A 12533-nucleotide genomic window follows, 5' to 3' on the forward strand; every position below is an offset into this window, starting at 1 on the left:
GTGCTGCCGCCTGTGCTGTGCTGCTGCTCGATGCGTGCGCCGTTGGCCCAACCGGCCGGGCTACACGGAGGGTTCGTAGCGTCCGTCCACCGCGGTCCAGCCGCCGTCCACGGTCAGGACGCTGCCGGTGACGTACGTCGAGGCGTCCGAGACGAGGTACGTCACCGCGCCCGCGACCTCCTCCGCGCCGGCCCACCGCCCGAGCGCCGACGCCCGCGCGTACGCCTCATACCACTCGGGGTCGGCGGCGATCTGGTCGGTCAGCGGGGTACGCACCACACCGGGCGCGACCGCGTTGAACCGCACCCCGCGCGGCCCCCACTCCGCGGCCGCCGTGCGCAGCAGCTGTACGAGCCCCGCCTTCGCCGCCGCGTACGCGCTCTGCCCCGCCTCCACCTGGAAGGCCCGCATCGACGCCATCCCGACGACGCTGCCGCGCCCCCGCTCGGCCATGGCCGGGACCGCCGACTGCACGAGCGTCAGATACGCCCGCAGATTGAGCGCGACGACGCGGTCGAAGTCGTCGAGGGTGTAGTCGGCGATCCGCTTGCGCACATTGGCGCCCACCGTGACGACCAGACCGTCCAACGCACCCCAGTCCGCGGCCGATTCGCGCACGGCGGCCTCGTCGAGTACGTCGAGGGGATACACGCCCACATGCCCCGTGCGCGACCCCGGCGCCGGCCGCTCGGCCGCGGCCAGCCGCGCCGTCTCCTCCGCGCCCCGCACGTCGCGGTCGGCGACCAGCACCTCTGCGCCGTGCGCGGCCAGCGCCCGCACCGACTCCCTGCCGATGCCGCTGGCCCCGCCGACCACCGCCACCCGGCGCCCGTCGAGACGGAACAGATCCGCGTACCCCACCCTGCTCTCCTCCCGTGCCGCCCTCACCGGCGGAACACCGCCATCCGCGTCACCGTCAGCTCCTCGATCGCGAACCGCGGCCCCTCCCGGCCGATTCCCGAGTCCTTCACACCGCCGTACGGCGCGATGTCGCAGCGGTAGCCGGGCACTTCGTTGACGACGACGCCTCCGGCCTCCAGCTCCTCGACCGCGTCGAACGCCGTTCTCAGATCCCGGGTGAACACCGCGGCGTGCAGTCCGTAGCGGCTGGCGTTGACCGTCGCGTACGCCGCGTCCAGATCCGGCACCGAGCGCAGGCACACCACCGGGCCGAAGATCTCCTCGTCCCACGCGGGTTCACCGTCGGGCACACCGGTCAGCAGCGCCGGCTCGATGCACGTGCCGCTGCGCGTACCGCCGTGCACCAGCCGCGCCCCCGCCGCACGGGCACGCTCGATCCACGAGCACACCCGCTCCGTCGCCGACTCGTCGATGAGAGCCGCGACCTTCGTGGCGGCATCGCGCGGATCACCGACGACGACGTCCGGCAGCCGCTCGGCGATCTTCCGCTCCAGCTCCTCCGCTACCGGCTCCACCGCGATCACCCGCTGTACGGAGATGCACGCCTGTCCCGAGGCGTAGAGGCCGCCGCGGACCACGGCGTCGGCCGCCGCGTCGAGATCCGCGTCCGGGGCCACCACCAGTGCCGCGTTCGAGCCGAGCTCCAGCACCACCTTGCGCGGCGCCGCCTCCCGCGCGATGCGGTGGCCGACCTCCGCCGAGCCCGTGAAGGAGACCGCGGCCACGTCGGGGTGCGTCGTCAGCGCGCGTCCCACACCGCCGTCCCCGGTGACCAGTTGGACCGCGCCCGCCGGGGCACCGGCCGCGCTCAGCTGCTCCCGTACGAGCGCGACGAGCCACAGCGTGGCCAGCGGCGTCGCCGGCGCGGGCTTGACGATGACGGGGCAGCCCGCGGCGAGCGCCGGAGCGATCTTGTGGGAGGCAAGCATCATCGGATAGTTGAACCCGGCGACTCCCACGACGACGCCGACGGGCCGCCGCGTCCAGAACCCGGTCATCCCGTCGCCCGAGGGCAGCCCGTCCAACGGCACTGTCTCGCCGTGCACTTGGGAGACCTCGTCCGCCGCGGCCTCCCAAGTGGCCACGGCCCGCACCACTTCGGTGCGGCAGTCGGCGCGCGGCTTGCCCGTCTCCAGGACGAGCAGGTCCTCCATGCCGGCGGCGACCCCCTCCAGCGCGGCGCCGACACCGGCGAGCACCCGCCTGCGCACCCGGGTGGGCAGCTTCGCGACCTGCCTGCGCAACTGCGCCGCGTGCCCGGCCGCTTGCCGTGCGAGCGTCTCGTCGCCGACGGGGGCGTGGGCGACCACGCTGCCGTCGTACGGAAAGATCACCGGCTCTCGGCGGGTGGCGGGAACCCACTCCCCGCCGACCGGAAGCGTGCTGGTCAGGTGCTCCGGCAGGACGCCGGGCGGCAGAAGACCGTTTGAATCAGAGCCAGTTGAAGGGCCCGGGGTACAGGAGACGCTCACCGCGCGGCCCCCTCGGCGTCCGTAGTGGCGCCCGCGCTGAGGAAATGCCGGGCCGCGGCCGCGTAGACCCGGGCGTACTCGCCGATCTGCGCGACCTCGACGTACTCGTCCTTCTGGTGCGCGATCCACTTGCCGCCCGGCCTGTACACCACCGTGGGCAGGCCCGCGTCACGCGTGAGGATCGTCCCGTCCGTGGTGCCGGGCACCGCGCCGATGGCCGGCTCGCGTCCGTGCTCGTCGCGGTGCCCCGCCACCAGCGCGGCGACCACGGGGTGGTCCTCGCCGATCTCGACGGCCGGCCGGTCGTCGACGACCGTCGTCGCGACCGTCACACCCACCGTGGCGGCCGCGTCGCAGGCCGCCTGCCGCACGCGGCCGATCAGCTCCTCGTGATCGGTGCCGGGGACCGTACGCACGTCGACGCCGACCAGTCCGTGCGCCGGAATCACGTTGAGCTGGCCGGGGTCCCCGGCATGCAGCACCGTGGGCGTCACGGTCACCGACCCGGCGTGCGGATGCGTGCCGAAGCGCCGCACCGCCCACTCCTCCACGCCGGCCAGCGCCTCCACGATCCGGGCTCCGGCGACCAGCGGCGACCGCGCCTCCTGCGGCATCGCACCGTGCGCCATGACACCGGTGAGCGCCAGGCGGATACGGATGCCGCCACGGGCGGAGGTGCACACCTCGTAGCCCTCGGGCTCGCACACGATGACGCCGTCCACGCCGTCCGCCTGCGGCGACGAGGCGAACGCCTTCGCGCCGAGCATCATCCCCTCCTCGTCGCACAGCACGCCGAGGACGATCCGGCCGGGGAACGGCCCCGCCAGCTCCAGCCCCCGCACACCGTGGATCATCGCGGCCACGCCGGACTTCATGTCGGCGGAGCCGCGGCCCCACAGCTTGCCGTCGCGGATGTCGCCGCCGTACGGGTCGACGCTCCAGTCCTCGCCGCGACCCTCCGTCACGACGTCGGTGTGCCCCTCGAACATCAGCGTCGGCCCGTCACCGCCGCCGCCCTCGACGACCGCGACGAGATTCGGGCGCCCCGGAGCCACCTCGGTCACCTCGTGCTCCCAGCCGAACTCGGTGAACAGCTCCGAGAGCATGCGCACCGCCGGACCCTCCACGTCTGCCGCGCCCGGATCGCTCACCGTGCGCAGCCGTACGAGATCGCGGGTGAGACGGACGGCGGCCTCGGCGTCGACGGCGTGGGCCAGGACGGAGTCACGCGGCGGAGCACCGGGACTGGAACGCATGCGGCAACCTCCAAGAGTCCTGGCCAGAGAGCCAGGGGACTGGTCAGACCAGGCGATCTCCCGTACTGTCCTAGCGCGCCCACGCGCCGGTCAAGAGGTGAGACCGTGCTCGTACGCCCGGACCGGCGTCCGAGACGGTGCGCGCAGCATGTGAAGGGCTGAGCGAGACCCGGGCGGAAAGCCGGCGAAAAGCAGAGAACAAGAGCGAGGAACAGGGGGAACACATGTCCGCGGATGGGGCGGTCTTCCGGCCGGTGGAGCCGGTGCGCGCCTATCAGCGTGTCGCGGAGCAGATCGAGGAGCGCATCCTCAGCGGGGATCTGCCGCCGGGCTCGCGGCTTCCGGGCGAGCGTGAGCTGGTCAGTCAGTTCGCTGTCGGGCGCTCGACGGTCCGCGAGGCTCTGCGCGTGCTCCAGTCCGCCGGGCTGGTCCGCTCACGCCCAGGGGACCCGCTGGGCGCGGAGGTACTCGGGGTCACGCCGGTCAACCTCAGCCGTGCGCTGGGGCGGCTCGCCCGCTCGCATCTGTCGACGCTCGGCGAACTCGTCCAGTTCCGCATGGTGTTGGACGCCGAGAGCAACCGGCTCGCCGCCCGGCTGCACAGTGAGTCCGACCTGGAGCGTATGGCGGAGCAGATCGCGCGGATGGAGACCCTCAGCGCCGACGACTCCGGTCTGCACGCCTTCAGCGAGGCCGACGCGCTCTTCCACCAGGCGGTCGCCGAGGCCAGCGGCAACTCACTGCTGGGGCTGTGCGCGCGTGCCGTCCACGACGCCGTCGTCGACGTCATCGAGGGGAAGATCGCGGTGGCCGCCGACGCCACTGTCTGGATGGAGCGCTCCATCGCCCACCACCGGCAGGTCCTCGCCGCGATCCGCGACCGCGACGGCGCCCTGGCCGCCCGTCTGGGACGTCAGGCCCTCTACGACTACTACGCCGGACACGTCGAGGAGAGCACCCGCCAACTGCTCGTCGCGGCGCTCGAAGAGCGGTGACGCGATACGGCGTGAGGAGTAACGGGCGGACAGGAGGCGAGAGTTCGCGGTGTACGCCTCTCAACTGGCCGGTTTGATGTTGTGGTTGAGCCGGAAGACGTTGCCGGGGTCGTAACGGGCCTTCACCGCCGCCAGCCGCTCGTAGTTCTCACGCCCGAAGCCCGCGACGATCCGGTCCTGCCCTTCCTGCCCGGTGAAATTCAGATACACGGCGCCGCTCGCCCACGGCTTCAGATCGCTGCGCAGGCCATGGGCCCACTGCTTCGCGCGGGCGTCGTCGGCGGGATCGTCCCAGAGACCGAAGGGATGCACGATCCACGAAGCGGTGCGCCAGGGCAGCGGATAGAGATCCGCGTCCCGCGCGACGGCGCCGCCCTGGGGGAAGAGCACATGCTGGGACGGCGAGGGCACCACCATGTCGTGAGCGCGCGCGCAGAACAGGTCGACGGCCTCGTCGGGAAAGGCGTCGAGATGCTCCGCGGACCAGTAATTGCGGTATCCGGGAGGGTCGTCGAGCATCGTCTGCAACTGCGCGTACGGCATCTCGGCGATCATCCCTCCCGCATGCCCGAGGCGCAGCATCGGAGCCATGACGTCACGAGCCTGCGCCTCGTGCCCGGTGTAGGTGATCAGCACGGCGCATACGAGCTTCCCGGTCAGCTCCTCCGGGACGAACGGCTCCTCGGGCCCCGTGAGGTAGATCAGCCCTCCGCCGACCTGATCGGGAGCGGTCTCCATGAAGTCCCGGTACGCGCGGGCGACTTGGGGCCCTGCTTCCTCCGGCCACACCAGCAGAGCGGTGGTCAGAGCGGGCAGCGGATGCAGGCGCAACGTCAGGGACGACACCACCCCGAAGTTGCCGCCCCCTCCGTGCAGCGCCCAGAACAGATCACTGTTGCTGTGAGCGGTGGCCCGTACGAGATCGCCGTCCGCGGTCACGACCTCGGCGGCGAGCAGATTGTCACAGGCCAGACCGAAGGCCCGCTCCAGCCACCCCGAGCCGCCGCCCAGCACGAACCCGCCGGCACCGGTCGTCGAGACCCGGCCGCCGGTCGTGGCGAGCGCGTAGGGCCGGGTGGCCGCGTCGAGATCACGGATGGTGGCACCGCCGCCCAGGCGGACGGTGCGGGCAGTGGGATCGACGGTCACGCTGTTCATGCGCCGCAGATCCACCACCAGCCCGTCGCTGGTCGAGTCGCCCGCGACGCTGTGACCGCCGCCGCGGACCGCGATCGGCAGGCCCTCGGTGCGTCCGTAGGCGACCGCCTTGGCGATCTCGGCCTCGTTGTGTGGAAGAGCGATCATCGCGGGGGAGCGGTCGATCATCGCGTTGAAGACGGCACGCGTCTCTTCGTACGAGGGATCACCGGGAGTGAGCAGCGCGCCTGTAAATCCCGAGCGCAGATCGCTCAGCGCCGTGTCATGCAGTATCCGGGACGACATTTTGTCCCCCTTCCTCCCATTCTCGACGGTAACGCTCGGGAGTGGCGTGGCCGGAAGGGGGACGGCCGGGCCGGCTCGGCTCAGGCGAGGTGGTGGACCTCCTGAAGACCGTAGACCGGGGTGGGGAGGCCTTCGTAGCGCGCCTTCAACTGCAGAGCCAGATACAGCGAATAGTGCCGGGACTGGTGCAGGTTCCCACCGTGGAACCACAGGCCCGGTTGCCGGGTGGGCTTCCACATGTTGCGCTGTTCACCTTCCCACGGGCCGGGGTCCTTGGTGGTGCCCGAGCCCAGTCCCCAGCACTTGCCGACCCGGTCTGCCATCTCCTGCCCGCACAGGTCGGCGACCCAGCCGTTCATGGAGCCGTACCCGGTCGCGTACACGACGAGGTCGGCGTCCAGTTCGGTGCCGTCGGCGAGCACGACACCGGTCCGGGTGAGGTGATCGACTTGTCCGTGAGCGAGTTTGATCTTGCCGTCGGCCACGAGCTCGGCTGCGCCCACGTCGATGTAGTAACCGGAGCCGCGGCGCAGGTACTTCATGAACAGGCCCGAGCCGTCGTCGCCCCAGTCGTGCTCGAAGCCGGCCTTGGCAAGGCGCTCGTAGAAGTCGGCGTCGCGTTCGCGGATCTGGTCGTAGATGGGGATCTGGAACTCGTGCATGATCCGGTAGGGCAGCGACGCGAACACCATGTCGGCCTTGTCGGTGGTCATTCCTGCGCGTACCGCGCGTTCGGAATACAGATCCCCGAGACCCAGGTCCATCAGCGAATCCGACTTCACGACGTGCGTCGAGGAACGCTGAACCATCGTCACATCACTGCCGTGTTCCCACAGCGCCGCGCAGATGTCGTGCGCGGAGTTGTTCGAGCCGACCACGACCGCCTTCTTGCCGGCGTACCGGTCGGGCCCCGGGTGTTGCGACGAGTGATGCTGGTCCCCGGCGAACTCGTCCATGCCGGGGAACGAGGGCAGGTTGGGCTTGCCCGACATACCGGTGGCGAACACGAGGTGACGCGGCGTGAGCACGACTTCCTCGCCGCCCCGGTTCACCACGACCTTCCAGGTCTCGCTCGTCTCGTCGAACGCGGCCGAAGTGACCTCCGACCGCGTCCAGTACGGCACCTCCATGACGCGGGTGTACATCTCGAGCCAGTCCGCGATCTTGTCTTTCGGTGCAAACACCGGCCAGTTGTCCGGGAAGGGCAAGTAGGGAAGGTGGTCGTACCAGACGGGGTCGTGCAGGCACAGGCTCTTGTAGCGCTTCCGCCAGGAGTCGCCCGGCCGGTCGTTGCGCTCCACGACCAAGGCCGGCACACCCAGCTGGCGCAGCCGGGCACCGAGCGCGATCCCGCCCTGGCCGCCGCCGATGACGACCGCGAACGGCTGCCGGTCATGACCCAGTTGTTCCTGCTCCAGTTCCCGTTCCTCGGCCCAGGACCGGCGGTTTGCGATCGCTCCGTGTCGCGTGCCCCTGGGCCGCAGATGGCCACGCGGTTCCGGAAAGTCCTTGAGTTCGCTGAGGCTGGTCAGCAGCGTCCACGCGCCCTCGTCCTTGAGCCGCAGGTGGCCCGTGGCCCGCCCCACCGCGGTCTCGAACTCGATCCACGCCTCGATGACGCCGCCGGCCTCTGACGGCGTCTCGGTCGTACGGAAACCGGACGGGTCGGTGTCGCCGAGGCATGCGGTGAGCAGGTCGGCGACTTCGTCCCGCCCCTCCACCGTCTTGATGTTCCAGGTGAAGGCGACCAGATCCCGCCAGTAGCTGTCGAGTGCGAACAGCGAGGCCGCGGCCCCCACATCGCGAGCCACGAGTGCGGACTCGAACCGCGCGAGCCAGTCGTCCACGCGCGTCTGAGGGGAACGCTCCCGCTGCGCCGCGTCCATCGTCTGTGTCATCGCGACTCCCTCCGATCGGCGCTCATGCCGTGGTGCGATCACACGCCGACCGGGGTTCCGGCGACAAGGGTTGCATCGAATTGCACGCACGCAGGGCCGTGGTCATCGCCTCGGCCGGCTCCTATCCTGAAGCGGCTGACGCGACGGCGCGGTAGCCCGGAGGTGGTGCGCGTGCGCAGTGCCGTCCCACAGGGCCGTAACCTCCCAACTCATGCCCGGGACCTGGTCCGTATGCATGAAGCGGTCATGGCGGGCACACCACCGCCGCTGCGTCCGCGCGACATCGTGTCTCACTCCTGGTCGCGGATGCAGCAGCTCGGCCTGACCGCGGACCGCGTGAACAAGCGCGACTTCTTCACTGAGGACGAGGTCGAACGCCGGCGTCACGATTCGCCGTTGCGCGACGTCGTCGACCGCATCGCCGAGATGTTCAACGCCTCCTCGGACGCGGCGACCATGATGCTCGTGGTGACCGATGCCGACGGCGCCGTCCTCTGGCGGGCGGGCACTGCGGGCGTTCGCCGCCGGGCCGACGAACTCGAGTTCACCGAAGGCGCGGACTGGACCGAGGCCAAGGTCGGCACGAACGCGATCGGAACAGCGCTGGCCGAAGCCGCACCCGTCGAACTCCTCGCCGGCGAGCACTTCGAACAGGGCCAGCACGCCTGGTATTGCAGTGCCTCACCGGTTCACGACCCGCGTACCGGTGAAGTGCTCGGAGTCATCGACGTCAGCGGTCCCGCGCTCGCCCTGCACCCCGCCGTCGGGGTGCTGGTCGAGACGGCAACGCGGCTGGCCCAGGCAGAGCTGTGGCTTTCCCACCAGAAACGGCTGGACGCGCTGAGGCAGCTGGCCGAACCGCTGCTGGCCGGAAGTACGGAACCGTCCATGGTGGTGGACGACAACGGCTGGGTCGCACACCGCACGGGCATTTTTGTGGGCGACCGGATCGCCGCACCGCGGGCCGGCCAGGCCATCGCCGTGCCCGGCCTCGGCACGTGGTTGCCGGAGAAGCTCGCCCGGGGCTGGCTCGTCCGCCCGTTGGGCCGCGCCCGCACGGTGCTGTTCGATCTCGATCTGTCGGGGACACCGGTGCTGCGGGCGAGTTCCGGCGACTCCAGCTGGTGCCGGAGCATCACCCGACGCCACGCTGAGATCTTGTCCTTGCTGCACGCGGCCGGCCCGGACGGTCTGACAGCGGCCGCGCTGAGCCGATCCCTGTTCGGCGATCCCGACCACCTCGTCACCGTGAGGGCGGAGGTCAGCCGACTCCGCCGCCTGCTCGGCGCCGTCGTGGCCACACGGCCCTACCGGCTCGCCGAGGGCGTGCAGCTCTCCATCCATCCGCCCCGCGCGACGGCGGATCACCTTGCCCGCTCGGGTGGTTGCTGAGATTTCGTGCAGGCGTCGACAAGGCCGGCGAGGCGACACCACGGCAGAGGCGCTGTGTCTCCAACCACTTGAAGCGGTATCCGGTCTGGTGATTGCGGTTCAGCTGAAGGTGCGCCGATAGGTCTGTGGGCTGACGCCTGTCGTGCGTTTGAAGCGGTCACGGAAAGTGGTGGGTGAGCCGAAACCGACCTGGGCGCCGATGCGTTCGACGGAGTGCTCGGTGGTCTCCAGCAGGTGCTGGGCTTGGCGGACGCGGGCCCGGTGGAGCCACTGGAGCGGGGTGGTGCCGGTCTGTTCCCGGAAGCGGCGGATCAGGGTCCGGCTGCTGGTCCCGGACTGCGCGGCCATGTCGGCGAGGGTGAGGTCGCGGCTCAGGTTGTCCGACAGCCAGGTGAGCAGGGCTTCGAGCGCGGACCCCTGCGGGGTGGGCGGGTAGTCGTGCACGATGAACTGGGCCTGCCCGCCCTCCCGTTCGAGTGGAGTGACGGACAGCCGGGCGGCGTCGGCGGCGACGGCGGACCCGTAGTCACGGCGGATCATGTGCAGGCACAGGTCCAGTCCCGCGGCGGCGCCGGCGGAGGTGAGGAATTGCCCGTTGTCGACGTACAGGACGTCCGGATCGACGTCGATCTCCGGGTACATGGCGGCCAGTGTTCCGGCCGCACGCCAGTGGGTCGTGGCCCGCAGCCCGTCGAGGAGGCCGGTGGCGGCCAGCGGGAAGGTGCCCGAGCAGATGGAGGCGATGCGGGTCCCCTCCGCGGCGGCTGACCGCAGCGCGTCGCGGACGGACGGAGAGAGCGGGGCCGAAGGATCGGCGACACCCGGCACGATGATCGTGTCCGCGTCCCGGAGGCCCTCAAGACCCCACGGGGCACGCAGGGTGAAGGCGCCGGCATCCGTCTCCTCCCGCTCGGCGCACACCCGGATCTGGTACGCACGCCGTCCATCGGGCAGGCGGGTGCGCGTGAAGACCTCGACCGGGGTGGACAGGTCGAATGGGATCACCTGGTCCAGCGCGAGTACGGCGACGGCATGCATGGCCGGAACCTACCTCCTCATCGGTGCGATGCCCTCGGACCGGTATCTGGAAAACCCCATGTCACAGCAGCTCTGAGCCCTGAGGGAAGCCGTTGGCATTATCCCGTTGAAAGCTGTCACTGATGCCACTGGGCGACCACGCCGGGAGCCGGTTGACTTCGGGACGCCGGCGAAACCACCCCGAAGGAAAACCCATGCACATTCAGGTCGTTCTGTTCGACGGCTTCGACCCGCTCGATGCCATCGCCCCCTACGAAGTGCTCTATGCCGGCGGCCTGGCCTCACAGGGCGCGGTCAGCGTGGAACTGGTCTCCGCGGAAGGACCCCGAGAGGTGATCAGTGGCACCGGGGGACTGGTCCTGCGTGCCACTGCCGCCCTCGACCCGGAGCGCGCGGACCTGGTCCTGGTCCCCGGCGCCTCGGGCCGCGTCGGCGAACCCGGCGAGGTTCCCGACGAGGACGCGGCGGCCGGCGAGTGGAAGCAGGACGAGTTCATCCCGGTACTGCTGGGACGCACGCTGACCACCGAACTGCCCGCGCTGCTCAGGGCGGCGATGGACAACCCGGAGGTGACGGTCGCCACCGTCTGCGGCGGCTCGCTCGTCCTGGCCATGAGCGGCCTGCTGGAGGGGCGCCACGCCACCACGCATCACCTGGGCCTCGACATGCTGGACGCCACCGGGACGCACGCGGTCCGTGCCCGCGTCGTCGACGACGGGGATCTCGTCACCGGCAGCAGCGTCACCTCCGGACTCGATCTCGCGCTGTACCTGCTCGAGCGCGAAGTGGGCCCCCGCATCGCGCACGCCGTCGAGGACCTGTTCGCCCATGAACGGCGCGGCACCGTCTGGCGCGCCCACGGTCCGGCTCCCGCCACTCTCTGACCCCGCACTTCGTCAACTATCCGTACGGCACCGTGAGGAAGAGCAGCAGCATGTTCGCAGAAGGCACATGGGACCTGTCCATGGCCACCCCTATCGGCAAGATCAACGCCGTGATCGCACTCCGGCGGGAGGACGGTGTCCTGACCGGCTCCGCCTACGGAGCCGGTGAGGAGGTGGCACTGCACGACGTCGTCCTCGACGGCAACCGGCTCACCTGGAAGCAGGCCATCACCAAGCCCCTGCGGCTGAACCTCGCCTTCGACGTGACCGTCGAAGGCGACACGCTTCAGGGCACTTCCACGGCCGGCCGCCTTCCGGCCTCGAAGGTCACCGGTGAGCGTCGTACCGCCCAGGAGCGCCGGCCGTGACCAAGCTCCTGCTCTCCTTGCACGTCATGGCCGCCATCGTGGCCGTCGGCCCGGTCACCGTCGCCGCGAGCATGTTCCCGCCGGCGTTGCGCCGTGCCGCCGATGACGGAGGCGCTCACGTGACCCTGCGGATGCTGCACCGCATCTGCCGGGTCTACGCGGGCGTCGGTATCGCCGTTCCCCTTTTCGGTTTCGCCACGGCCAGCAGTCTCGGCGTGCTCGGGGACACCTGGCTGATCGTCTCGATCCTGCTGACCGCGGCGGCCGCCGGCATTCTGGCCCTGCTGATCCTGCCCGCCCAGGATCGTGAGCTCGCCGCTGTCGGGAGCTCCGGCTCCAGTTCGTCAGCACCGGGCCGTCTCGCCATGCTGACCGGCATCTTCAATCTGCTCTGGGCCACGGTCACCGTCTTGATGATCGTCCGCCCCGGCTCCACCACGGGAGGCTGACCGTGCACCTGCGGTTTCCGCGCCATCTCCGTTTCGCGGCGAGGACCGAACTCATCTCGCTGATCGTGATGTTGGCCAACCTGTTCACTGTCCACCTCAAGCCCGTCTCCTCCTTGACGGGCCCCACCCACGGCTGCGCCTACCTGTTCGTCGTGATCGCGACCTGGCGCCTTGGGCAGGCCACGACCACTGCCAAGGTCCTGGCCCTCGTCCCCGGTATCGGCGGGCTGCTCGCACTGCGGCAGCTCGACCGAGCCGACACGACCCGCCCCCGCCGCGAAGGGGTCGTCTCCTCCTGAGTCGCCTGTTGCAGGGTCCTGGAACAGATCAGCGCGCCGAGGAAAGAGGGGAATTGCCGCGGGGCGCAGCTCCGGACGCATGCCGTAACACTCACCTGCCCTCGCCCAATCCCCGAGG

Annotated in this window: 12 protein-coding genes; 6 read left to right on the top strand and 6 right to left on the bottom strand. The window is 70.5% G+C overall.

The window, feature by feature from the left end:
• Positions 1 to 60: 60 nt before the first annotated feature.
• Genes QQM67_RS12130 through QQM67_RS12140 form a run of 3 tightly spaced genes read right to left on the bottom strand, consistent with a single transcriptional unit; the run spans position 61 to position 3649 of the window.
• Positions 61 to 861, bottom strand: coding sequence for an SDR family NAD(P)-dependent oxidoreductase (locus QQM67_RS12130; protein ID WP_314173709.1), 801 nt, complete (start codon positions 859 to 861; stop codon positions 61 to 63).
• 23 nt (positions 862 to 884) lie between these two features.
• On the bottom strand, positions 885 to 2339 hold the full coding sequence (locus tag QQM67_RS12135) for an aldehyde dehydrogenase family protein (RefSeq protein WP_314173789.1): 1455 nt from the start codon (positions 2337 to 2339) through the stop codon (positions 885 to 887).
• A gap of 50 nt (positions 2340 to 2389) precedes the next feature.
• A complete protein-coding gene (locus tag QQM67_RS12140) occupies positions 2390 to 3649 on the bottom strand; it encodes a M20 family metallopeptidase (protein WP_314173710.1) in 1260 nt (419 codons plus the stop codon).
• A 224-nt stretch (positions 3650 to 3873) separates the two neighbouring features.
• Here QQM67_RS12140 and QQM67_RS12145 point away from each other — a divergent pair, with 224 nt between their 5' ends.
• A complete protein-coding gene (locus QQM67_RS12145) occupies positions 3874 to 4644 on the top strand; it encodes a FadR/GntR family transcriptional regulator (protein ID WP_314173711.1) in 771 nt (256 codons plus the stop codon).
• A gap of 60 nt (positions 4645 to 4704) precedes the next feature.
• Here QQM67_RS12145 and QQM67_RS12150 read toward each other — a convergent pair whose 3' ends face one another.
• The gene (locus QQM67_RS12150; RefSeq protein WP_314173712.1) at positions 4705 to 6087 is read right to left on the bottom strand and encodes an FAD-binding oxidoreductase; all 1383 of its coding nucleotides are present in this window, start codon (positions 6085 to 6087) and stop codon (positions 4705 to 4707) included.
• A gap of 80 nt (positions 6088 to 6167) precedes the next feature.
• Positions 6168 to 7985, bottom strand: a complete 1818-nt coding sequence (locus QQM67_RS12155; protein ID WP_314173713.1) for an NAD(P)/FAD-dependent oxidoreductase — start codon at positions 7983 to 7985, stop codon at positions 6168 to 6170.
• Positions 7986 to 8231: 246 nt separating this feature from the next.
• Between QQM67_RS12155 and QQM67_RS12160 the strand changes: the two genes are divergently transcribed.
• Positions 8232 to 9377, top strand: a complete 1146-nt coding sequence (locus tag QQM67_RS12160; RefSeq protein ID WP_314173714.1) for a GAF domain-containing protein — start codon at positions 8232 to 8234, stop codon at positions 9375 to 9377.
• A 99-nt stretch (positions 9378 to 9476) separates the two neighbouring features.
• Here QQM67_RS12160 and QQM67_RS12165 read toward each other — a convergent pair whose 3' ends face one another.
• Positions 9477 to 10415 carry a GlxA family transcriptional regulator gene (locus tag QQM67_RS12165; protein ID WP_314173715.1) on the bottom strand — a complete coding sequence of 313 codons (939 nt, stop codon included), beginning with the start codon at positions 10413 to 10415 and terminating at the stop codon, positions 9477 to 9479.
• Between the two features lie 194 nt (positions 10416 to 10609).
• Between QQM67_RS12165 and QQM67_RS12170 the strand changes: the two genes are divergently transcribed.
• Genes QQM67_RS12170 through QQM67_RS12185 form a run of 4 tightly spaced genes read left to right on the top strand, consistent with a single transcriptional unit; the run spans position 10610 to position 12415 of the window.
• A complete protein-coding gene (locus QQM67_RS12170) occupies positions 10610 to 11299 on the top strand; it encodes a DJ-1/PfpI family protein (RefSeq protein ID WP_314173716.1) in 690 nt (229 codons plus the stop codon).
• A gap of 50 nt (positions 11300 to 11349) precedes the next feature.
• A complete protein-coding gene (locus tag QQM67_RS12175) occupies positions 11350 to 11667 on the top strand; it encodes a hypothetical protein (protein ID WP_314173717.1) in 318 nt (105 codons plus the stop codon).
• Positions 11664 to 12116: a hypothetical protein gene (locus QQM67_RS12180; RefSeq protein WP_314173718.1), complete on the top strand. Its 453-nt coding sequence runs from the start codon at positions 11664 to 11666 to the stop codon at positions 12114 to 12116. The genes QQM67_RS12175 and QQM67_RS12180 overlap by 4 nt, the downstream gene beginning before the upstream one ends.
• A 2-nt stretch (positions 12117 to 12118) precedes the next feature.
• The gene (locus tag QQM67_RS12185; RefSeq protein ID WP_314173719.1) at positions 12119 to 12415 is read left to right on the top strand and encodes a DUF3817 domain-containing protein; all 297 of its coding nucleotides are present in this window, start codon (positions 12119 to 12121) and stop codon (positions 12413 to 12415) included.
• Positions 12416 to 12533 lie beyond the last annotated feature (118 nt).

Source organism: Streptomyces winkii, from assembly GCF_032248595.1.
In the GTDB taxonomy this organism is placed as follows: domain Bacteria; phylum Actinomycetota; class Actinomycetes; order Streptomycetales; family Streptomycetaceae; genus Streptomyces; species Streptomyces winkii.

Coding starts and splice junctions, on each gene's coding strand:
- QQM67_RS12140 (WP_314173710.1), bottom strand. CDS start 3,649: ATGCGTTCCAGTCCCGGTGCTCCGCCGCGTGACTCCGTCCTGGCCCAC.
- QQM67_RS12145 (WP_314173711.1), top strand. CDS start 3,874: ATGTCCGCGGATGGGGCGGTCTTCCGGCCGGTGGAGCCGGTGCGCGCC.
- QQM67_RS12150 (WP_314173712.1), bottom strand. CDS start 6,087: ATGTCGTCCCGGATACTGCATGACACGGCGCTGAGCGATCTGCGCTCG.
- QQM67_RS12155 (WP_314173713.1), bottom strand. CDS start 7,985: ATGACACAGACGATGGACGCGGCGCAGCGGGAGCGTTCCCCTCAGACG.
- QQM67_RS12160 (WP_314173714.1), top strand. CDS start 8,232: ATGGCGGGCACACCACCGCCGCTGCGTCCGCGCGACATCGTGTCTCAC.
- QQM67_RS12165 (WP_314173715.1), bottom strand. CDS start 10,415: ATGCATGCCGTCGCCGTACTCGCGCTGGACCAGGTGATCCCATTCGAC.
- QQM67_RS12170 (WP_314173716.1), top strand. CDS start 10,610: ATGCACATTCAGGTCGTTCTGTTCGACGGCTTCGACCCGCTCGATGCC.
- QQM67_RS12175 (WP_314173717.1), top strand. CDS start 11,350: ATGTTCGCAGAAGGCACATGGGACCTGTCCATGGCCACCCCTATCGGC.